The organism is Sphaerisporangium viridialbum (assembly GCF_049674955.1).
In the GTDB taxonomy this organism is placed as follows: Bacteria; Actinomycetota; Actinomycetes; order Streptosporangiales; family Streptosporangiaceae; genus Sphaerisporangium; species Sphaerisporangium viridialbum.
Genome location: NZ_CP187232.1, coordinates 8,481,910 through 8,501,707 on the forward strand (window position 1 = coordinate 8,481,910; position 19,798 = coordinate 8,501,707).

Sequence of the window (19,798 nt, forward strand, 5' to 3'; positions counted from 1 at the left end):
GATCGCCGTAGCGGCGTATTCTCCCCACGGACGAGGAAACAGGACCAGGTCAGCCCTAACGTGGGAAGGTGAGTCGTCTGACCGGACTGCGCGACGCCATCCGTGCCCGCCCGTACTTGGTGGACACCGTCATCGCGGCCGTGACCTTCGCGGTGACGGTCATGGCGCCCCCCAGGGAGAACCTGCCGCTGACCCCCACCGGCGTGGTGCTGGGCTCGGTGATGTGCGCGGCCCTGGTGTTCCGGCGGGCGTGGCCCCGCGCGGTCGTCGCCGTGACCCTGGCCGCCCTCGTCGCCCACGTGGTCGGCGGCGGCACGCGCAGCACCCTCGACCTCATCCCCGCCATAGCGATCGCCACCATGGCCACGCACAGCCCCCGCCGCGCCGCGTGGACGGTGGGAGCGATCTGCGCGCTCGTCCTCGCGGCGGCGCGCATCACCTTCGCCGACGTGTCGTGGTACGGGCCGGAGGTGGCCGGTCAGATCGCGTGGATCGGCATGGCGACGGCGGCGGGCGACTCGGTGCGCAGCCGCCGCGCGTACGTCGCCGCCGTCGAGGAGCGCGCGCGCCGGGCCGAGCAGACCCGGGAGGAGGAGGCCCAGCGGCGGGTGATGGAGGAGCGCCTGCGCATCGCCAGGGAGCTGCACGACGTGCTCGCCCACCACATAGCGCTCATCAACGTCCAGGCGCAGGTCGCCTCGCACGTGATGGACGACGAGCCACGGCAGGCCCGCGAGGCGCTCGGCCACATCCGCCAGGCCGGGCGGGCCGCGCTCGACGAGCTGCGCACCACGGTCGGGCTGCTGCGCCAGCCCGGCACGACCGAGGAGCTGCCCACGGAGCCCGCGCCGGGCCTCGACCGTCTCCCCGAGCTCATCACCTCGTTCACGTCGGCGGGCCTCAGGGTCGACTGCCATCTCGAAGGCACCCCGCGACCTCTCCCCTCTCCGGTGGAGCTGACGGCGTTCCGCGTCGTCCAAGAGGCGCTGACGAACGTCAGCAAGCACGCGGGCGACGCGACGACGCGGGTGCGCATCACCTACGGGCATCGCGACCTGACCGTGGACGTCACCGACGACGGCCTCGGCCTCACCACCGCTACCGGCGCCACCCGGACGACCCTGCGGGCGGGCGCGGCCGTCCGGGCCGGAACGGGCACCGCCGCCGAACCGGAGGCGGACGCGGGCACGCCCACCGGCCACGGGCTGGTGGGGATGCGCGAGCGGGCCCTGTCGGTGGGCGGGACGTTCAGCGTCGGGCCGTCCCCGGGCCGGGGCTTCCGCGTCCACGCCGTCCTGCCCGCGCCCGAGACGAGCGCCCTGTGACCATCCGCGTGTTGCTGGCCGACGACCAGGCCCTCGTACGGGCCGGGTTCCGCGTCCTGGTCGACTCCGCGCCCGACCTGGAAGTGGTGGGCGAGGCCCAGACCGGCGTCGAGGCGGTGCGGCTCGCCAGGGAGACCAAGGCCGACGTGGTGCTGATGGACATCCGCATGCCCGAGATGGACGGGCTCGCCGCGACCCAGGCCATCACCTCCGATCCGAGCCTCGCCGCGGTTCGGGTGCTGGTGCTGACGACCTTCGAGATCGACGAGTACGTCTTCGCCGCGCTCCGCGCGGGGGCGAGCGGGTTCCTCGGCAAGAGCGTGGAGGCCCGCGAGCTGCAGGACGCCATCCGCGTCGTGGCGCGCGGCGACGCCCTGCTCTCCCCCGGCGCCACCAAGAGCCTCATCGTCCGCTTCCTGTCGGCTCCCGGCGCGCGGGTGGGGCACGCGCCGGACGTCCTCGCCGTGCTGACCGACCGCGAACGCGAGGTGATGACGCTCGTCGCGGGCGGGCTGACCAACGACGAGATCGCCGCCCGCCTCGGCATCAGCCGCATGACCGCCAAGACGCACGCCAACCGCGCGATGCTCAAGCTCGGCGCGCACGACCGCGCCCAGCTCGTCGTGATCGCCTACGAGACCGGCCTGGTGCGCCCCCAGCCACGCTGAATCCCCCCGCCCGGACCGGCGCGCGTGGTACTCCATGGCGGGGCCTACGGCGATCGCGGTAGTCCAAGACCCTCCCCGCGACGGACGTCGGCCCCTCCAGCAGCGATGAGCCTAGAAGAGCGGGCCGGTCTCCCGGCCCCGCACGAGCCGTGACCTCTCCCCAGGACGCCAACCGGCATCCCCGCCGCACCGACAAGAAGTGGACCGATGTCGTTACTCGCCAGACTGAGCCTCGCCAATCGCGGGCTCGTCGCCCTCATCACGATCGTGGTCGCCGCCTTCGGCGTGTACACCATCCCGGCGCTCAAACAACAGCTCCTGCCCTCGCTGTCCTTCCCTGCGGTGTCGATCGTCGCGCCCTATCCCGGGGCCGCGCCGCAGATCGTCGAGGACCGCGTCACCCGGCCGCTGGAGGACGGCGTCCGGAGCCTGACCGGGGTCACGGGCGTCAGCTCCACCTCCCGCGAGTCCAGCGCGACGATCCAGGTGCAGTTCGACTACGGGACCGACATCGACGCGGCCCAGGGTCAGATCCAGCAGGCGATCAGCCGGATCAAGCCGCAGCTCCCCTCCGACGTCGACCCGCAGGCGGTCGTCGGCAGCACCGACGACATCCCCGTGGTGCAGCTCGCCGTCGCCTCCTCCGATGACCAGCAGCGGCTCGCCGACAAGCTGAACGAGCAGGCCGTGCCCGTGCTCAGCGGCGTGTCCGGGGTCAGGGACGTCTCGGTCACCGGCACGCGCGAGCAGGTCATCACGATCACGCCGGACGACGAGGAGCTCGCCAAGCGCGGGCTCACCGCCTCGGCGATCGCGAGCGCGATCCAGTCGGCCGGCACGCCGGTGCCCGCGGGCACGCTGACCAAGACCGGCCAGTCCCTCAGCGTCCAGGTCGGCACCGCGCTCGGCGCGGTGAAGGACATCTCCGACCTCTACCTCCCCGCGTCCGCCGCCGGCCCCTCCGGCCAGGCACAGGGACCGGGCCAGGCCCAGCGGCCGGGTGGCCAGGGCGTGCCGGGCGCGCAGGCGCCCGCCCGGCCCGCCACGCCCAAGCCCGTACGGCTCGGCGACGTGGCCACGGTCAAGCTGGGACTGGCCGACTCGACCACGCTGACCCGCACCAACGGCAAGCCCAGCCTCGGCGTCGCGATCACCATGAAGCCCGACGGCAACGCGGTGTCGATCTCGCATGACGTGGGGGCCAAGCTGCCCGGGCTGGCCAAGGCCCTCGGCGCCGGCGCGCAGTTCACCGTGATCTTCGACCAGGCGCCGTCGGTCGAGCAGGCAATCGAGAGCCTCACCACCGAGGGCCTGCTCGGCCTGGCGATGGCCGTGCTGATCATCCTGCTGTTCCTGTTCTCGCTGCGCTCCACGATCGTGACGGCGGTGTCGATCCCGCTGTCGGTGCTGATCGCGCTGATCGCCCTGTGGACGCAGGACTTCTCGCTCAACATGCTGACCCTGGGCGCGCTCACCATCGCCATCGGGCGGGTGGTGGACGACTCGATCGTCGTCCTTGAGAACATCAAGCGCCACCTGTCGTACGGCGAGGAGAAGCGCCAGGCCGTCGAGAGCGGCGTGCGCGAGGTGGCGGGCGCGGTCACCGCGTCCACGCTGACCACGGTGGCGGTCTTCCTGCCCATCGCGTTCGTCGGCGGCCTCGTGGGCGAGCTGTTCAGCCCGTTCGCGATCACGGTGACGGTCGCGCTGCTCGCCTCGCTGCTGGTGTCGCTGACCGTCGTCCCCGTGCTGAGCTACTGGTTCCTCAAGCGGCCCAAGGAGGGCGACTCCGAGGCGATCCGGCGGGCGGCCGACGAGAAGGAGCGCAGGAGCCCGCTCCAGCGCATGTACGTCCCGGTCATCCGCTTCGCCACCCGGCACCGGATGACCACTGTGGCCATCGCCATGGTCATCTTCGTCGGCACCCTCGGCCTGGTCCCGCTGCTGCGCACGAGCTTCATCGACAACTCCGGCCAGAACACCATCAGCGTCAGGCAGAGCTTCCCGGTGAGCACCTCGCTCGCCTCGGCCGACGCCATGGCCAAGAAGGTCGAGCAGGTGGTCACCAGCACGAGCGAGGTCGAGTCGTACCAGGTCACCGTGGGTGGTGGCGGCGGCGGGTTCGGAGGCTTCCGCGGCGGCGGGGGCGGCACGTCCCGCGCCAGTTTCTCTCTGACTCTCCGCGACGGCACCGACGCGGGCGCCGTCGAGAAGAGGCTGACCGACCGGCTCGCCGGGCTGAGCGACGCCGGCGAGATCACCGTCGGGCAGTCCGGCGGCTTCGGCGGCGACTCCATGCAGGTCGTCGTCCGCGCGGCCGAGCTCGGCACCCTGCGCACCGCCGCGCAGACGGTCCAGCGGGCCATGGCCGACGTCCCGGACGTCAGCGAGGTCACCAGCACGGTGGCCGACACCGCCCCGCGCATCGACGTCACCGTCGACCGCAAGAAGGCGGCGGAGAAGGGCCTCAGCGAGCTGGCCATCGGCCAGGCCGTGTCCCAGGCGTTCAGGGGGACCACCGTCACCCAGATCGCCTTCGACGGCACCACGGCCAACGTCATCCTGCGGAGCGGCGACACCCCCACGTCACTGGCGGACCTGCGCGATCTGAAGATCGTCGGGAAGGTCACCGTCGGGGACGTGGCGAGCGTCAGGACCGTGAACGGGCCCGTCGAGGTCACCCGCATCGACGGCGACCGCAGTGCCACGGTCTCCGGTAAGGCCACCGGCTCCAACCTCGGAGCCACCAGCGCCGCGCTGAAGACCAAGCTGGCGTCCCTCACGCTCCCGGCCGGCGCGACGTACGAGATCGGCGGGGTGAGCGCCGACCAGGCGGAGGCCTTCGGCAGCCTCGGGCTCGCGCTGGTGGCCGCCATCGCCCTGGTGTTCTTCGTCATGGTGGCGACGTTCCGCAGCCTGATCCAGCCGCTGGTGCTGCTGGTGTCGATCCCGTTCGCGGCGACCGGCGCCATCGGCCTGCTGCTGGCGACCGGCACCTCGCTGGGCCTGGCGGCGATGATCGGCATGCTGATGCTCGTCGGCATCGTGGTCACCAACGCCATCGTCCTGCTCGACCTGATCAACCAGTACCGCGAGCAGGGCATGCCGCTGCACGAGGCGGTGGTCGAGGGCGGCAGGCGGCGGCTGCGCCCGATCCTGATGACGGCGCTGGCCACGATCTTCGCGCTGCTGCCCATGGCGCTCGGGATCACCGGCGGGGGCGGCTTCATCTCCAAGCCGCTCGCGATCGTCGTCATCGGCGGCCTGATCAGCTCGACCCTGCTCACCCTCCTGCTGGTGCCGACCCTGTACACCATGGTCGAGACCCGCAAGGAGAAGAGCCGGGCCCGGCGGGAGCGGCGCCGGGGCGGGCGGCCCACGACGCCTCCCATCGAGGAGGCGCCGAGCGAGCCCGCCGTGAGCGGCGCGGGCAGGCCGTAACGACCAGTGGAGGGGAGGCCGGTGACGGCCTCCCCTCCGCATGTCCAGAACATTGTTCGGTAAATGGCCGCGACCGGCCAACCGCCAGCCGGGGGACGGGATCAAGCCGTCTTTTCCGAGTCGGGACGGCACTAACCCGTTGTCATTCGATATGCGAAGTTTTAGCGTTTTACCGAATCATTACCGGCAAGTGCGTGCGGCACCTCCGCACGAGCACTCCGCCATGTGAGCCAGGAGGATTCGACCCTGATGGTGAAGCCGCTGGGCGTGCAGCTGTACACCGTTCGTGATCACATGAAGGCCGATCGTGACGGGGTGTTACGGCGGATAGCGGAGATCGGCTACGGCTCCGTGGAACCGTACGACCCGACCGACGATCCCAAGGGCTTCCGGCGGGTGATCGACGATCTCGGGCTCACCGTCTCAAGCACGCACGCCTACGCTCTGCTCTCGGAGGACCCGGACGTCGTCCTCGACGCGATCGCCACCGTCGGCACGGACCTCGTGATCATCCCGGGCGGCATCCCGCACGAGGAGTTCACCACGCGCGACGGCCTCGCCCGCACCGCCGACCTCCTCAACGGCCTCGCCGGGCACGCGGCGCGCTACGACATGCGGCTCGGCTACCACAACCACTGGTGGGAGATCGAGCCGAGGATCGACGGGGCCCACGCCATCGAGGTGCTCGCCGGGCTGCTCGACCCCGAGCTGTTCCTGGAGATCGACACCTACTGGGCGGCCGTGGGCGGCGCCGACGTCCCCGCGCTGCTCGGACGACTCGGCGACCGCGTCGCGGCCCTGCACGTCAAGGACGGCCCCGGCGTCAGGGACGAACCCCACACGGCCGTCGGCGGGGGCGTGATGCCGGTGGCGGACATCCTCGCCGCGGCTCCGGACGCGTGGCGGATCGTCGAGCTCGACCACTGCGCCACCGACGTCGTCGAGGCCCTCGCCGGGAGCCACGCCTACCTGACCGGGCTGGAGGGCGCATGACGACCGGGCCCGTGGGGGTCGCCGTCGTCGGCGCCGGCGCGATCAGCGACGCCTACCTGCGCAACCTCACCACCTTCCCCGACGTCCGGGTGCTCGGCGTCGCCGACCTCGACGCCGAGCGCGCCGAGACGAAGGCGCGCGCCCACGACGTCCCCGTCTCCGGCGACGTCGACACCATCCTGGCGATCCCCGACGTCGAGATCGTCGTCAACCTGACGATCCCCGCCGCGCACGCCGCCGTGGCGTCCGCCGCCCTGCGCGCCGGCAAGCACGTGTACGGCGAGAAGCCGCTGACGCTCGACCCGGGCGAGGGCGACAAGCTCCTGGCCGAGGCGGCCGCGCAGGGGCTGCGGGTCGGCAACGCGCCCGACACGTTCCTCGGCGCGGGCCTGCAGTCGGCCAAGCGGGCCCTGGCGTCCGGCCTGATCGGCGCGCCGGTCGCCGCCACCGCCATGATGCAGAGCCCGGGCCCCGAGTCCTGGCACCCGAGCCCCGAGTTCCTGTTCCAGCGTGGCGCGGGCCCGCTGTTCGACATGGGCCCGTACTACCTCACCGCGCTGGTCGCGATGCTCGGCCCGGTCTCCAAGGTCGCGGCCACCGCGCGGCAGGCACGGCCGCACCGGGTGATCGGCTCGGGGCCGAGGGGGGGCACGAGCTTCGCCGTCGAGGTGCCGACGCACGTCATGGCGCTGGTCGACTTCACCGGCGGGGCGAGCGCGTCCACGACGTTCAGCTTCGACTCGCCGGCCGGCGTGACGATGATCGAGATCATCGGCACCGAGGGCACGCTCTCGCTCCCCGACCCCAACACCTTCAAGGGGCCGCTCAGGGTGCGCGCGGCAGGGGACGGCGACTGGCGCGAGCTGCCCTTGGAGGGCACCACGATCGGGCGCGGCCTCGGCGTGCTCGACATGGCCCGCGCACTGCGGGGCGACGTCGCCCACCGCGCCTCGGGCGCGCTCGCCCTCCACGTGCTGGAGGCCATGACGGCGATCAGCGAGTCCGCCGAGCGCAGCGAGTTCAGGCACCTGGAGACCACCGCGCGGGAACCGGAGCCCCTGCCCGCCGGGTGGGACCCCCAGGAGGCCACCCTGGCCTGAGCGGGGCCCGTGGGAGGGCTCGCGCGGCCTAGCGCGGCATCGCGACCGTGAGCAGGATCGCCGAGTCCTCCAGCGCCTCCACGTGATGGCGTTCGTCGGGCACGATGAGCAGGTCGCCCGCCAGGGCGTCCCACGTCACGTCGCCGGCCACCACGCGCACCCGTCCCCACAGCACGTAGATCGTGGCCTCTCCCCGGAGTTCGTGCTCGCTCTGGACGGTGCCCGCCGTGAGCCCGACCACCGTCTGCCGCAGGACGCGCTCGTGCCCGCCGACGACGGTGTCGGCCGCCTGCCCGCCGGTCGACTCGGACGCGCGTTCCAGCTGCGCGCGAGCCACGGCTACGAGAGAGAACTTCTTCATCGCGCTGTTTCCCCTTGTGTTCGGCACGCCGCCCGCCAGAGCGCCCCGGTCGCGCGAGACGACGAGGGCCTGCTCTCATGCCTACCCCGGTCGCACGTTTCCGCGGGTCACGTGCGGGATGGGCTATAGGAAGGGTTTGCCCGAGATGTTCGTTCGGCCGTCGTGCAACGGGTACTGCTGAGACAGGAGGCGCGTCATGTCAGGCGTACCCGCCGTGAACGGCGATCGGGAGCGCGCCGCGATGGAGATCTCCGCGGGCGGTGCGGCGATGCTGGCCGAGCTGATCGAGGCCAGCCACCTGACGGCCCTGGAAGAGCTGCCCGAACTGATCGCCGAGAACGCCGCGAAGGCGGGCCTGCACGACGTCCTGGTCTATCTGGCCGACCTGCAGCAGGAGACGCTTCGCCCGCTGACCCGCCGGGCCGGGTGCGCCGGCGAGGAGACCGCCAGTCTGCGGATCGACGGGACGCTCGCGGGGAAGTCGTTCCAGCACGTCCAGATCGTCGCGAAAACGGGCGCGGGAGATCATCCTGACTGGTGGTGGGTACCGCTGCTGAACGGCACGGAACGGCTCGGCGTGATCCGCGTCAGCGCCCGGGAGATCGGCGAGCGCACCCAGGACGACATGCGGCACCTCGCGTCCACCGTGGCGCTGCTGGTGGTCAGCAAGCGCGCCCACAGCGACACCTACTCCCGGCTGGTGCGAACCCGGCCGATGAACGTGACGGCGGAGATGCAGTGGAACCTCATGCCCCCGCTGACGTTCGCCACCCGCAAGGTGGTGATCGCGGCGACCCTCGAACCCGCCTACGAGATCAGCGGCGACGCCTTCGACTACGGCATGGCAGGCGACACCCTGCACCTGGCGGTGTTCGACGCCATGGGCCACGACGCCTCGGCAGGTCTCACCGCCTCCCTCGCCGTGGCCGCCTGCCGGAGCAGCCGCCATCAGGGCGCCGGCCTGGTCCACACCGGCGAGGCGATCGAGAAGGCCCTGATCGACGAGTTCGGCGCCGGCGAGCGGTTCGCCACGGCGGTCCTGGCCGAGCTGGACGTGCCGACCGGCATGTTCAGCTGGGTGAACTGCGGCCACCATCCTCCCGTGGTGATCCGGGGCGGGCGCTGGGTCACCCGGCTCGAATGCCTGCCCTCCCATCCCCTCGGCCTGGACCTCGGGATCCCCATCTCCCTCTGCCGGGAGCAGCTCGAACCCGGGGACCGGCTGCTGCTCTACACCGACGGCATCACCGAGGCCCGCAACCGCCAGGGTCAGGAGTTCGGGCTCAACCGGTTCGTCGACTTCATCATCCGCAGCACCATCGACGGACTGGCCGTGCCGGAGACGCTGCGCCGGCTGACGCGCAGCGTCATGAAATATCACGACTACCGGCTCGACGACGACGCCACGGCGCTGCTCGTGGAGTGGCACGGCGCGAGCCACCGCAAGCTGAGCCTGTGACCCGGCCAACCCTGTGACAGCCCCGCCTGCTCCACCGCTCAGAGCCTGCGCCGGATCTCGTCGGCGCGGCGGCGGGCCTCCGCGGCGCGACGGGCGGCGCGGCCGCGCTCCCGCTCGGCGAGGCTCAGCCGCTTCTCGGCGGTCTCCTGCCGGTCGAGGGCGGCCCTGAGCTCCCCGCGCAGCCGCTCGGCCTCCTCGGTGACGGCCGCGCGGGCCCGATCGGCGTCGCCGGCCTCCGACTCCCACTCGGCGAGGGCCCGCTCGGCGTCGCGCGCCTCGGCGTCGGCGGCGGCCGACTGCTCGGCCAGCCGCCGGCGCCGGTCCTCTTCCTCCCGCTTCCCGGCAGCCTCGTCCGGCTTCCCGGCCCGCTTCCCCACGGCGCCACCGCCTCGCTTGGCGGCCTCGCCCCGCTTGGCGGCCTCGCCCCGCTTGGCTACCTCGCCCCGCCGGCCGGCGGCCGGCCGTACGGTCGCGCCGGTCGCCGCCGCGCCCGGCCCGGCGGGCTCACCGGCGGGAACGAACCCGGCGTAGCTCCGCGGCTGCGCGAGCGAGCCCGCGCGCACCTCTTCCGCGACCGCCTGGTCCATCGTCGCGGCGTGCAGGGTGTCCTCCACCTCCCGGACCGCCGGCTCGCGCAGCGGACGTCCCGCCTCGCTCGCCAGCGACCGGGCCGTGCGGACCAGGCCGGAGATCAGCTCGCCTCGCCGCTGGTCCATGCCGCCGATCGGCTCGCCGGACGCCCACGCCGACCGCAGCTCGGCGCCGAGGTCGAGCAGCCGCGCCAGCTCGCCGGAATCAGAACGGGCCAGCCGGTTGACCGCCCACGCCGACACGGTGGGGCGCCGCAGCTCGCCGATGCGCTTGGCCAGGCCGGCGTCGCCCGCCTTCTTGGCCTCGGCGGCCAGGTGTTTGCGCCTCTCCACGAAGTCTTCGGGCGTGCCTTCGTACAGCTCGCTCGCCGCCGCGCAAAGGTCCACACCAACCCCTTACCTGAGGGCCCGATGGTCACCCAACACCCTATGAGCCGGGGACGTTGAGCACGAAGTCGAACGTCCCTTCCCGGCCCGAGCCTGCCGCGCGGACGTCCATCAGCAGTTCGGGGTCGAAGATGGTGTCGGTGCTGTTGCGGGGCTCACCGGGGAAGTAGAGCTGGGTCGTGAGCACGGGCCGGTTCGGCGCCTGCGCCTTCACGTGGATGTGCCGGGTGCGTGGGAGCGAGCGGCTCGCCGGCGGCCTGCGAGCCGCCGGCCAGCGCGGGCGTGCGGCCGAGGAGCAGTGGCATGGGGGTCACGATCAGAGCCGCCTTCAGCAGGGCCTTGCGGGTGATGCCCGCGGGCCTTTCCTCTTCCATGAGGTCTCCTTGTCGATGGTCGATGGAGCGGGCGGCCGTGTCACGGGCCGCCCGCCTCGTACGGTCGTGCGCGTGCCGAGCGGTTACCTGCGCTGCCAGAGCGCGGGGACGTTCGGCGGCTCCCAGCCCGGCAGGGAGGTGTGCCCCTGCAGGCAGCGGTAGGTGACGCCCTGGTAGGTGACGGTGTCGCCGGCGGCGTAGGCGGTGTAGGGCTGCCAGGTGGTGCCCTGCCCGCCGCCGACGGTGAGCGTGAAGGCGGCCGAGCGGTCGGCGCTGGTGCCGTGGGCGTTGAGCGTGATGGCGTACGTGCCGGCGGGGGTGCTCGCCGAGGTGGCGACGGTCACCGTGGACCCCTGCCCGGCGGTGATCGTCTGCGGCGCGAACGTCACCGTCACCCCGGAGGGAGCCCCCGAGGCCGACAGCGTGATCGGCTGCGCGGCGCCCGAGCTGACCTGCGTGGCCAGCGTCGCGGTCGCCCGCTGCCCGGCCTGCACCGACGCCGACGACGGGCTCACCGAGACGGTGAAGTCGTCGGCGGGCGGCGGGGTGTCCCCCACGGCCAGCTTCCACAGCGCGTAGGCCACGGCGTCGGCGTTGCGGTCCAGCGCCGTGGTGGCGATGTTGGCCGGGTAGGTGTCGCAGGCGGAGTGATAGCAGCGGTCGAACGCCTGCCCCGCCGTACCTCCCCACTTCTGCGCCTGCGCCGCCGTCTTGACCGTCTCCGCGCCGGTGAACAGCCCGCCGACCTTCACGCCCGCGTTCTTGAACGGCGTGTGGTCGCTGCGCCCGTCGCCCTCGGTCTCCGGCTCGGTGGGGACGTTCAGCGTCGCGTAGTAGTCGTCGAACACCTTCCGCAGCGCGGCGTCGTCGTCGTAGACGAAGTAGCCGGCGTTGGGCGAGGCGGTCATGTCGAAGTCGAGGTACGTCTCGACCCCGGACGCGCCGCCGTTCTGGACGTAGTAGGTCGAACCCTGCATGCCGAGCTCCTCGCCACCCCACCAGGCGAAGCGCACGTGCCTGGTCAGGGACGGGTTGCGTGCCGCCAGGGTCAGCGCGACCTCCAGCAGCGTGGCCGAGCCCGAGCCGTTGTCGTTGATCCCCGGGCCCGCCGCGACGCTGTCGAGGTGGCCGCCGAGCATGACCGTGGGCCCGGACGGGCCGCCCGGCCAGTCGGCGAGCAGGTTGGAGTGGGTCTGGCCGCCGTAGGTGAAGTTCTGCACGCGGGTGGTGAATCCGGCGGCGTCCAGCTTGCCCTTCACGTAGTTCAGCGCGTTGGTGTAGCCGGCGGAGGGCGAGGGGCGGCTGCCGATCGCCTGGAGCTGGCTCAGGTGAGCGGTGACGTTGGCGACCGGGATGTCGGGCGTCGAGGGCGGGGCGGCGCCGACGGTCAGCGCGTACACCGCCTCCCTGTCCACGTCCGCGCCGTCCGCGACGATCCTGATGGAGTAGGACCCCGTGGGCGTGGTCGAGGCGGTGGCCAGCGTCAGCGTCGCGCTCTGGCCGGCGGTGATCGTGGCGGGGCTGAAGGTCGCCGTGACCCCCGCGGGCAGCGGGGTCGCCACCCTGAGCGTGATCTGCTGGGCCGCGCCCCCGGTGACCGTGGTCGCCACGGTGGAGGTGACCGACCGGCCCGGCTGGGCACTGCCGGAGCTCGGGCTGACCGAGAGGCCGAAGTCGTTGCCCGGGGTCGCCGTACAGGTCGGGTCGCCGACGGCGGGGACGTTCACGGCCGACCACGCGGCCTTGACCGCGTTGAACTCGGCGCAGCTCCCCGGGTAGAGCGACTTGGCGGCGTTCAGCGTGGCCACCCGCGCCTTGGCGTGCGTCCAGGGGACGGTCTTGAGGTTCAGGCCGCCCATGAAGATCTCACCGGCCTTGCGGATGCCGATGCCGGTGAGCTGCCCCGAACCGGAGCAGGTGGGGCTGGCGGGCTTGCCCGCCGGGTTGGTGCCCTCGGCGAGCAGGTAGAACCAGTGGTTCTGCGGGCCGGCCGCCGAGTGCACCTCGGTCGAGGGGATCGAGGACGAGTAGCAGTTCGGGTCGCCCTTGGCCTGCGGGTTGTACATGTTGCGGATCTCGCCCTGGCCGGTCAGGTCGACCTCCTCGCCCACCAGGTAGTCCGGCGGGTCGAGGTTGGCGGGCTGGTTGGCGTAGTGCTCGGTGAGCGCGCCGAAGATGTCGCCGGTCGACTCGTTCAGGCCGCCGGTCTCGTTGCCGCTGCCCGCGCCGCCGCTGCCGGAGAACTGGAAGATGGAGTGGCCGTACTCGTGGCCGACCACGTCCATCGTGGTCGCCTGCCGGCTGCCCGCCTGGTTGTGACCGAAGTTGGTGTACTGGCCGTTCCAGTACGCGTTGACGTCGGCCAGCCCGACCCGCGCGGGGAACGCGCCGCCCTGGCCGTTGAAGCCGCTGCGGCCCAGCCAGTCGCGGAGCATGTTCCACTCCGTCTGGGCGTCGTAGAGCACGTCGACGCAGGCGGTCTCCAGGTCGGTGCCCCTGCCGGTGCCCCAGTCGTCGTCGGCCCCGGTGTAGGCGGTGCCACCCTGGCCGCCGCAGCGCAGGCCGGGGCGGCCGGGGTCGGTCATGGAGTAGGAGCCGGTGGAGCCCGAGGTGGTGATCGTCACCGGGTCGCCGTTGTAGAAGGCGTGGCCGGTGCCGTCCCTGACCTCGTCCCACGAGTCCAGGACGCGCCCGTCGACCGCGTCGACGTAGACGTGCAGGGTGCTCGGGGCGTCGCCCTTCCTGCCGGTGACCACCACCTCCCAGGCGAGCCTCGGCGTGGCGAGCGCGGCCTGCACGAGGAGCGTGGGCGCGCTCACGCTGTCGACCGAGGTCAGCGCCCCGCGTGCCTTTAGCGCGGCGGCGGCGCCGGTCACCCGTGGCACGGTGCCGACCTTCAGCTCGGTGCGCTGCCCGGTGGTGACCGACCGCACGACCTCCCCGGAGGTGTCGGTGGAGACGATCACCTCGCCGCCGTACACCGGCAGGCCGGCGTGGGTGCGGGCGTAGGTGAGGTACTGCAGGCCCCGCGTGCCCGCGATGCTCCTGACCAGCGTGAAGTCGTCGGAAGGAGCGGCGTGCAGGGCCTTCGCCGAGGTGGTCAGGGCGCTTGCGGCGCTGGCGACGGCCCGCTGGCGCGCGTCGGGACCGGGCGGGGCGGGGGCCGTGGCACGGCCCGCGAACGCCGGGGCGCCCGCCGCCCCGATGAGAGAGGATGCGGTCAGGGCGACCGCCGTGATGACGGCGAGCGCGCCTGACCTGAAGGTGGGATTCACTCCTGGTGACTCCTGTCCCTTTGGGGGGTTGAGGGAGGAGCCCGGCCGGGGCTGAACCACACGTTGGCATCCGGGGCACGGGGCGGGTAACCCCGCAGGTTCCTATACCGGGGCGCTATGGGCGTCGGTCTGCGGCTGCGGCAGTGGCCCGTGGCGCCCGAGCCACGACCGGTAGGCGGGCGTGTCACCGGCGTCGGCCCAGTACGCCCGCCGCACCGCCGCCACCAGGCCGCCGACCTTCGGGTCCACCGGTCCCGCCTCCGTCCAGCCGATCAGGTGCCGGAAGCGCAGCGGCGTGCCCGCCAGCGGCCGGATGACGATGCCGGGGTAGCCCCTGCTGGTCGCCTGGAACATGCCGACGCAGCGCGAGGCCGCGATCAGGTCCACCGCCACGCTGAGCGTCGCCTCGCAGCCGATCCTCGGGACGAACCCCGCCGCCGCGCAGGCCTCCGCGAAGTGCTCGCGGTGCCCCACCTCGATCATCACCGGCAGCGACCACTCCTCCCCCGCCAGGTCGGCCAGCTCGACCTCCGCCCGCCCGGCCAGCGGGTGCGACGCCGACAGCCCGACGAAGATGGGCTCGTGCGCGACCGGGGTGTAGCCGACCCCGGGCGGCGGGACGAGCGCGCGGCCCGGGTAGTCGGCCAGCGTCGCCAGCTCCAGCCGCTGCGAGCGCAGCAGGCTGGGCAGCACGTCCATCGCCTCCTCGGTGCGCATGCTGACCTCGGCGTCCGGCAGCAGCTCGCGCAGCGTCCTGATGACGTGGACCGCGAGGTGGCTCGACATGCATCCCACGCGGACGAGCCTGCGGCCGGCGTACCTCATACCGTCGCGGCGCAGCTCCTCGAAGGCGGGCAGCAGGGATCGGGACCGCGCCAGCACCCAGGCGCCGAGCGCGGTCGGCCTGGCTCCCTCGCGCCCCCGCTCGAACAGGGCGCTGCCGAACATCGACTCGATGCGCCGGAGCTGGGCGGCGAGGGACGGCTGGGAGGTCTTCAGCGCGGCGGCGGCCTTGGAGATGCTCCCGTGGTCGGCGATCGCGCAGACGGCACGCAGGTGACGCACTTCTAGGTCCACGCGAAGAGCGTAATAAGTAAAGAAACTTTAGAGTAGACCCAAGGCCGCCGGCCGTCCCGGGGTTCACCCTCGCCCGGCCGGGCACGATGGGCGACGGCTCGCACAAGGCGACCGGGTTCAGGGCACCTAGTGAGCCGGACGAGCCGTCCTGACCTTGGGGTGCCGGAGCGTTTCGGCGCGTGCACGGAGGGCAACCGTCTCTTTATGCGAGTAATCGTGGTAGGCGCGACGGGGAACGTCGGGACGAGCGTGGTCTCCGCTCTTGAGGCCGACCCGGCCGTCACCTCGATCGTCGGGGTGGCCAGGCGGTCCCCGGGCAGGCAGCCGGGCAGGACCGAGTGGCGCACGGCCGACATCGCCACGGCCGACCTCGCGGAGATCTTCTCCGGGGCGGACGCGGTCGTGAACCTGGCGTGGCTGTTCCAGCCCACCCACGATCCCGTGGTCACCTGGCGGACCAACGTCCTCGGCGGCATGCGGGTCTTCCGCGCCGCCGCGCAGGCGGAGGTGCCCGCCCTGGTGCACGCCTCGTCCGTGGGCGCGTACTCGCCGGGCCCCGACGGGGAGGCGGTGGACGAGAGCTGGCCGACCCACGGCTGGCCGCGCGCCGCGTACTCGCGGGAGAAGGCCTACCTGGAGGGGGTGCTCGACCTCTTCGAGTACGAGCACCCGGACATCCGCGTCGTACGGATGCGGCCGGGCTTCATCTTCAAACGGGAGGCGGCCACCCAGCAGCGGCGGCTGTTCGCGGGGCCCTTCCTGCCGCAGCGGCTGGTACGTCCCGGCCGGGTGCCGTTCGTGCCGGACATCCCCGGGCTGCGGATCCAGGCCCTGCACTCCGACGACGCCGGGCAGGCATACCGCCTGGCCGTGACCCGGCCCGTCTCCGGGCCGTTCAACCTCGCCGCCGAGCCACCCGTCGAGCCGGCCAAGCTGGCCGAGCTGCTCGGGGCGCGCCTGGTCCCCGTGTCGCCGTGGGTGGCGAGGACCGCGGTCGCCGCGGGGTGGCACCTGCACCTGATCCCGGCCTCGCCCGGCCTGCTGGAGATGGCGTTGCGGATCCCGGTGATGGACACCACGCGCGCCCGTACCGAGCTCGGCTGGGAGCCGCGCCGCACCGCGCTGCAGGCCATCCGCGAGCTGATCGCCGGCATGGGGAGCGCCGCCGGGATGGACACGCCCCCGCTGGAGCCCGACGCCGGGGCGCGCGGGCGCGTCCACGAGCTGTCCACCGGGGTGGGACGCCGCCTCTGACCCCCGCCCTTCCTGACGCGGGCCTTCGTTCTTTCCGCGTACTTGCCCGGCGCGTGAATTCCCTCGGGAAAAGCGTGATTTGGCACGGCGAGCAGCGGGCCGCGGCCTTACCCCTTGAAGACATATCGAGGGGTAGCGTGATTTGGAAATAGCCCCAAATCCGATGAAGGTCCATAGATAGCCATGCAATTAACAATTTCCGTGTCACACCATCCGCCGGTCACCGTAGTGCGACTGGCGGGCGACCTTGACCTCGCGACGGCCGGCCTTCTGGCCGGCACCCTCCACGATCTCGTACGCAGCGGGCACGCGACGCTCGTGGTGGACACGTCCACCCTGGACTTCTGCGATGTGACCGGCGTGGACGCCCTCATGGAGGGCCAGGCCGCGGCGGAGCGCGCCGGTGGCCGTCTGCGGCTGAGCGGAGTGCACGGCTTCCTGCACCGCGTGCTCGAGTTGACCGGGCTGCGTGAGGTCCTTCTGACGACCGACTTCCATCCCGACAGCGCGGACGGCTTCATGCCCGCCTATCACTGACCCGATCTCCTGCCCGGGCCAGGGCGAATCCATGGCTGCGCTTGGCACGCGGCCAGGAATCGCCGAAGACGGCCACGGGTAGGACGCAGATACGGCTGTCCGGGGGGCAGCTTTTCCGCGAAACTCGCAGGTCAGACCGTACGTTCTCTCGTCGCGGACCTGACCGGCTGCTGGAGGACAAACGATGATCAAACGTGGGCGCCCCACCAAGAACGGGCTTGTCGAATTCACCTTCACCGTGCCGGTCGACCAGGCCCCGGCCGGCCTCTCCCTGGTCGGCGACTTCAACGACTGGGACCCCTACGCCCATCCGATGCGGCAGGAGGACGACGTCTACCACGTGACGATCGCCGTCCCCGCCGACCGGTCCATCTGCTTCCGCTATCTGGGCGACGGCGGAGTCTGGTTCGACGACGCCGACGCCGACCGGCACGACCGCGAGGGCGGCCATCTCGACCCCGCGCGGTCGGAGGTCTCCAACGTCAACGGCAGGACCGCCCCGGTCTCCGCGAGCTGACCTCCCGGCGTCACGGGGTCAGCGGCTCAGGCACTCCCACGTGCACTCTGATCGTGGTGCCGGAGGGACCGGAGCGCAGCTCCACCAGATCGCCGAGCTGATGGGCGACCCACAGTCCATGGCCGTGGCCGGCGCCCGCGGGCGGGCGGCACCGGCCCGCGAGGGGGTCGGCGATGTGCCCGCCGTCTCACACCTGGACGACGATCTCTTCCCGGGTCAGCCAGACGTGCAGGGTGCCCGGGCCCGAGGTGTGATGCAGGGTGTTGGTCGCCAGTTCGTTGACCAGGAACACGAGCTCGTCGGCACGATCACCGTCGAGGCCGCCGCGCCGTGCGTGCCCGGCGGCCAGCGCCCGCACGGCGGCGAGGTCGTCGCGGTAGACGAGGCTCGCGGCGTGGGCGGGGACCGGCGGCAGCGGCCGGTCGCAGCTCTCCGGGAACAGGGCCGCGCCGCGATAGGCGGCGCTGGCCCGCTCGGCTCCCCCGCTCACCAGGGTCGGATGCGTGTACTCGGCATCGGCGAGCGTCGTCGCGTCGAGCCGGGCGGTGTCGTAGGGGCACAGGATGGCCGCCGCGCGGCCGGCGAAGGCAAGGTTGATCAGCGCCTCGTGCCGCGTGGCCTCCCTGATCTCCTCCTGGGTGCGCGCGGCCCAGATCGGCTCTCCGACGTAGCGCACCGCCCGCCCCTCGTGGGCGTCGAGGAACGCGGCCACCTTGGGGATGATCCAGGCGGGGTTGCGCCCCATCTCGCTCATGTCCGCGAAGGCGACCCGGTCGGCCTGGCCGTTCAGCCCGTCGCGGATCATGGCGAGCCGGTGGCCGGGAACGGCGACGAACGCGGGCTGCTCGTCCGTCAGTCCGGCACGCAGGAAGCCGAGCACCCCGTCCAGGTAGTCGTCGGTGCCGGAGTAGAACATCGCCAGGTGGGCGAGCTTCGAGGGATCGTCGACGGTCTCAGACATTGGCCACTTCCAAACCCGTGAGCGCGGGCCAGCACAGCCCGATCAAGCGACGCACCACCGGGGGCGCGTTGTGGAGCACGAGCCTGCGATCGGATCGCAGACCGCGCGCGGCCTGGGTGAACTGGCGTGCCGCGCGCACATCGATGAAACGCGTGTCGGCGAGGTCGACATGCACGTCCCCCGTCCCGGACGCCCCCGCCAAAACCAGGGCCTGCTCCAGCGCGTCGCCGGAGGAGACGTCGGCCTCGCCGCTCAGCCGTAGCCAGACCTGCTGCTCCGCGCCGCTGCCACTGGGCACCGCGACGATGCGCAACAGCCCCATCTCGAAGACCATCGGAGTGCTCACCACCTTCGGTGCAGACCCACGAGTTCGGTGAGCCTTGGTACGTCGAAGTCACGGCGGTCGTACTGGCACAGGGTCGTCACGGGGCGTGTGGCGCACACCTCGTCCACCGCCGTCTCGTACTCGCCCAACCGCTCCGCCCCGGGGACGTCACCAAAAGCTGCCCAGGACATCTCGCCGATAACGTACATGCCGTCATAGCCGTCGGCCACCGCGCGGTCCACCGCGTCGCGCAGCACCGCGACCATGCGGCCCGGGGCGAACCCGCCTGAGAGGTAGGTCCCGGCGGCGGCGGACACCGCGAGCCGGCCGCCCGCCAGCGCGTCATCCACATCGACGTCATGGGCCCGAATCTCGTCCAGGGCCTCCCGCCTGGCGGTGAGGTACAACACCGCTGCCCGCCTGCCAGGCCCGCCCGTACGGCCTCGGCCGTCATCCTCCTGCGCGCGGAATCCGAGTCGAACACTCCACACTGATGCCGACCGGCACCGGCTTCCCGCACCGGCACCACCGCACCCGGTGGAGACATCGCACATCCATTCCGATGACCGAACCTTGACTCCACCATACGCCGAACCGCCCCCGACCCCCTTGTCCGGTAAAGCGGACAACCCATGGCCAGGGGACCCGTTTGAGTCTTCCGCGGCCGGGTAGCCGTGATCACCGGCCCGGGATGCGGATACGGTTCGAAGAAGGGTGAGATCGTGGCGAGTAACTCAGGACAGACTGGCCCCAAGGCAGCCTCGGACGCGGCCAAGACGCTGGCGGGCACCAAGTCGGCTTCGGCGGACTCCGCGTCGGCCCCGGCGGAGAAGTCCGCCGCGGCAAGCGCGCTGTCCCAGGCCCCGGAGAGCAAGGGAGAGACCCGCTCCAAGGCGGCATCGGCCGCCGCCAAGACCCTGGGCGATTCCAACTCGACCCAGACGGAGAAGTCCGCCGCCGCCAGCGCCCTCGGCCAAACCCCGACCCACCCCGGCAAGAACGCCTGACCGCACCTGCCCGGGCCCGGCCCCGGGCAGTCCGATCATCTTCAAGCCCACGCCAGCGGGGCCGTCATGCCAGCGCAATCATGTCGTCCACGAGGCGGAACCCTCGGAGTAACTCACTAAACCCATCTCCACCTGGGGCACGTCAAC

General features: G+C 72.2%; 18 protein-coding genes and 1 pseudogene. 10 read left to right on the plus strand and 9 right to left on the minus strand.

Annotated elements, in window-relative coordinates:
• The first annotated feature begins 68 nt into the window (after positions 1-68).
• From ACOZ38_RS38070 to ACOZ38_RS38090, 5 genes are all read left to right on the plus strand, one after another.
• Positions 69-1,325, plus strand: a complete 1,257-nt coding sequence (locus tag ACOZ38_RS38070) for a sensor histidine kinase (RefSeq protein ID WP_424535807.1) — start codon at positions 69-71, stop codon at positions 1,323-1,325.
• Complete coding sequence (locus ACOZ38_RS38075; protein WP_424535808.1) at positions 1,322-1,993, plus strand: response regulator transcription factor; 672 nt, start codon at positions 1,322-1,324, stop codon at positions 1,991-1,993. Before ACOZ38_RS38070 ends, ACOZ38_RS38075 begins: the two co-directional genes overlap by 4 nt.
• A 207-nt stretch (positions 1,994-2,200) precedes the next feature.
• A complete protein-coding gene (locus ACOZ38_RS38080) occupies positions 2,201-5,434 on the plus strand; it encodes an efflux RND transporter permease subunit (RefSeq protein WP_424535809.1) in 3,234 nt (1,077 codons plus the stop codon).
• A 249-nt stretch (positions 5,435-5,683) separates the two neighbouring features.
• Positions 5,684-6,427 (plus strand): sugar phosphate isomerase/epimerase family protein, encoded by a 744-nt coding sequence (locus ACOZ38_RS38085; protein WP_424535810.1) that lies wholly within the window; start codon positions 5,684-5,686, stop codon positions 6,425-6,427.
• Entirely contained in the window at positions 6,424-7,527 is a 1,104-nt protein-coding gene (locus ACOZ38_RS38090) for a Gfo/Idh/MocA family protein (protein ID WP_424535811.1), read from the plus strand. Before ACOZ38_RS38085 ends, ACOZ38_RS38090 begins: the two co-directional genes overlap by 4 nt.
• Before the next feature lie 28 nt (positions 7,528-7,555).
• On the opposite strand, the gene ACOZ38_RS38095 is transcribed toward ACOZ38_RS38090, so the two are convergent.
• Complete coding sequence (locus tag ACOZ38_RS38095; protein WP_424535812.1) at positions 7,556-7,888, minus strand: LuxR family transcriptional regulator; 333 nt, start codon at positions 7,886-7,888, stop codon at positions 7,556-7,558.
• Positions 7,889-8,084: 196 nt separating this feature from the next.
• Between ACOZ38_RS38095 and ACOZ38_RS38100 the strand changes: the two genes are divergently transcribed.
• Positions 8,085-9,347: a PP2C family protein-serine/threonine phosphatase gene (locus tag ACOZ38_RS38100; protein ID WP_424535813.1), complete on the plus strand. Its 1,263-nt coding sequence runs from the start codon at positions 8,085-8,087 to the stop codon at positions 9,345-9,347.
• A 38-nt stretch (positions 9,348-9,385) separates the two neighbouring features.
• Here ACOZ38_RS38100 and ACOZ38_RS38105 read toward each other — a convergent pair whose 3' ends face one another.
• From ACOZ38_RS38105 to ACOZ38_RS38125, 5 genes and pseudogenes are all read right to left on the minus strand, one after another.
• A complete protein-coding gene (locus ACOZ38_RS38105) occupies positions 9,386-10,324 on the minus strand; it encodes a hypothetical protein (protein WP_424535814.1) in 939 nt (312 codons plus the stop codon).
• 40 nt (positions 10,325-10,364) lie between these two features.
• A pseudogene (locus tag ACOZ38_RS38110) lies at positions 10,365-10,556 on the minus strand (carbohydrate-binding protein); the annotation flags it as partial.
• The gene (locus ACOZ38_RS38115) at positions 10,480-10,698 is read right to left on the minus strand and encodes a hypothetical protein (RefSeq protein WP_424535815.1); all 219 of its coding nucleotides are present in this window, start codon (positions 10,696-10,698) and stop codon (positions 10,480-10,482) included. The gene ACOZ38_RS38115 and the pseudogene ACOZ38_RS38110, both read right to left, overlap by 77 nt.
• A gap of 83 nt (positions 10,699-10,781) precedes the next feature.
• Positions 10,782-13,973 carry a M28 family peptidase gene (locus ACOZ38_RS38120; RefSeq protein WP_424535816.1) on the minus strand — a complete coding sequence of 1,064 codons (3,192 nt, stop codon included), beginning with the start codon at positions 13,971-13,973 and terminating at the stop codon, positions 10,782-10,784.
• Positions 13,974-14,075: 102 nt separating this feature from the next.
• Positions 14,076-15,050, minus strand: a complete 975-nt coding sequence (locus ACOZ38_RS38125; RefSeq protein ID WP_424535817.1) for a LysR substrate-binding domain-containing protein — start codon at positions 15,048-15,050, stop codon at positions 14,076-14,078.
• A 204-nt stretch (positions 15,051-15,254) separates the two neighbouring features.
• On the opposite strand from ACOZ38_RS38125, the gene ACOZ38_RS38130 reads away from it, so the two are divergent.
• From ACOZ38_RS38130 to ACOZ38_RS38140, 3 genes are all read left to right on the plus strand, one after another.
• On the plus strand, positions 15,255-16,304 hold the full coding sequence (locus tag ACOZ38_RS38130) for an NAD-dependent epimerase/dehydratase family protein (RefSeq protein WP_424535818.1): 1,050 nt from the start codon (positions 15,255-15,257) through the stop codon (positions 16,302-16,304).
• A 183-nt stretch (positions 16,305-16,487) separates the two neighbouring features.
• On the plus strand, positions 16,488-16,841 hold the full coding sequence (locus ACOZ38_RS38135) for an STAS domain-containing protein (RefSeq protein WP_424535819.1): 354 nt from the start codon (positions 16,488-16,490) through the stop codon (positions 16,839-16,841).
• A gap of 184 nt (positions 16,842-17,025) precedes the next feature.
• Positions 17,026-17,358 (plus strand): isoamylase early set domain-containing protein, encoded by a 333-nt coding sequence (locus ACOZ38_RS38140; protein WP_424535820.1) that lies wholly within the window; start codon positions 17,026-17,028, stop codon positions 17,356-17,358.
• Positions 17,359-17,545: 187 nt separating this feature from the next.
• Here ACOZ38_RS38140 and ACOZ38_RS38145 read toward each other — a convergent pair whose 3' ends face one another.
• The 3 genes from ACOZ38_RS38145 to ACOZ38_RS38155 are packed head-to-tail and all read right to left on the minus strand — an operon-like array spanning position 17,546 to position 19,054.
• A complete protein-coding gene (locus ACOZ38_RS38145; protein ID WP_424535821.1) occupies positions 17,546-18,319 on the minus strand; it encodes an anti-sigma factor RsbA family regulatory protein in 774 nt (257 codons plus the stop codon).
• Complete coding sequence (locus ACOZ38_RS38150; protein WP_424535822.1) at positions 18,312-18,653, minus strand: STAS domain-containing protein; 342 nt, start codon at positions 18,651-18,653, stop codon at positions 18,312-18,314. Before ACOZ38_RS38150 ends, ACOZ38_RS38145 begins: the two co-directional genes overlap by 8 nt.
• Before the next feature lie 8 nt (positions 18,654-18,661).
• Positions 18,662-19,054 carry an MEDS domain-containing protein gene (locus ACOZ38_RS38155; RefSeq protein ID WP_424535823.1) on the minus strand — a complete coding sequence of 131 codons (393 nt, stop codon included), beginning with the start codon at positions 19,052-19,054 and terminating at the stop codon, positions 18,662-18,664.
• 312 nt (positions 19,055-19,366) lie between these two features.
• Between ACOZ38_RS38155 and ACOZ38_RS38160 the strand changes: the two genes are divergently transcribed.
• Positions 19,367-19,651, plus strand: coding sequence for a hypothetical protein (locus ACOZ38_RS38160; protein WP_424535824.1), 285 nt, complete (start codon positions 19,367-19,369; stop codon positions 19,649-19,651).
• The last annotated feature ends 147 nt before the right edge of the window (positions 19,652-19,798 follow it).

Excerpts from the sequence above, each read along its gene's own strand:
- ACOZ38_RS38140 (WP_424535820.1), top strand. The coding sequence starts at position 17,026 with ATGATCAAACGTGGGCGCCCCACCAAGAACGGGCTTGTCGAATTCACC.
- ACOZ38_RS38080 (WP_424535809.1), top strand. The coding sequence starts at position 2,201 with ATGTCGTTACTCGCCAGACTGAGCCTCGCCAATCGCGGGCTCGTCGCC.
- ACOZ38_RS38095 (WP_424535812.1), bottom strand. The coding sequence starts at position 7,888 with ATGAAGAAGTTCTCTCTCGTAGCCGTGGCTCGCGCGCAGCTGGAACGC.
- ACOZ38_RS38115 (WP_424535815.1), bottom strand. The coding sequence starts at position 10,698 with ATGGAAGAGGAAAGGCCCGCGGGCATCACCCGCAAGGCCCTGCTGAAG.
- ACOZ38_RS38135 (WP_424535819.1), top strand. The coding sequence starts at position 16,488 with ATGCAATTAACAATTTCCGTGTCACACCATCCGCCGGTCACCGTAGTG.
- ACOZ38_RS38145 (WP_424535821.1), bottom strand. The coding sequence starts at position 18,319 with ATGTCTGAGACCGTCGACGATCCCTCGAAGCTCGCCCACCTGGCGATG.
- ACOZ38_RS38090 (WP_424535811.1), top strand. The coding sequence starts at position 6,424 with ATGACGACCGGGCCCGTGGGGGTCGCCGTCGTCGGCGCCGGCGCGATC.
- ACOZ38_RS38150 (WP_424535822.1), bottom strand. The coding sequence starts at position 18,653 with ATGGTCTTCGAGATGGGGCTGTTGCGCATCGTCGCGGTGCCCAGTGGC.
- ACOZ38_RS38085 (WP_424535810.1), top strand. The coding sequence starts at position 5,684 with ATGGTGAAGCCGCTGGGCGTGCAGCTGTACACCGTTCGTGATCACATG.
- ACOZ38_RS38130 (WP_424535818.1), top strand. The coding sequence starts at position 15,255 with ATGCGAGTAATCGTGGTAGGCGCGACGGGGAACGTCGGGACGAGCGTG.
- ACOZ38_RS38100 (WP_424535813.1), top strand. The coding sequence starts at position 8,085 with ATGTCAGGCGTACCCGCCGTGAACGGCGATCGGGAGCGCGCCGCGATG.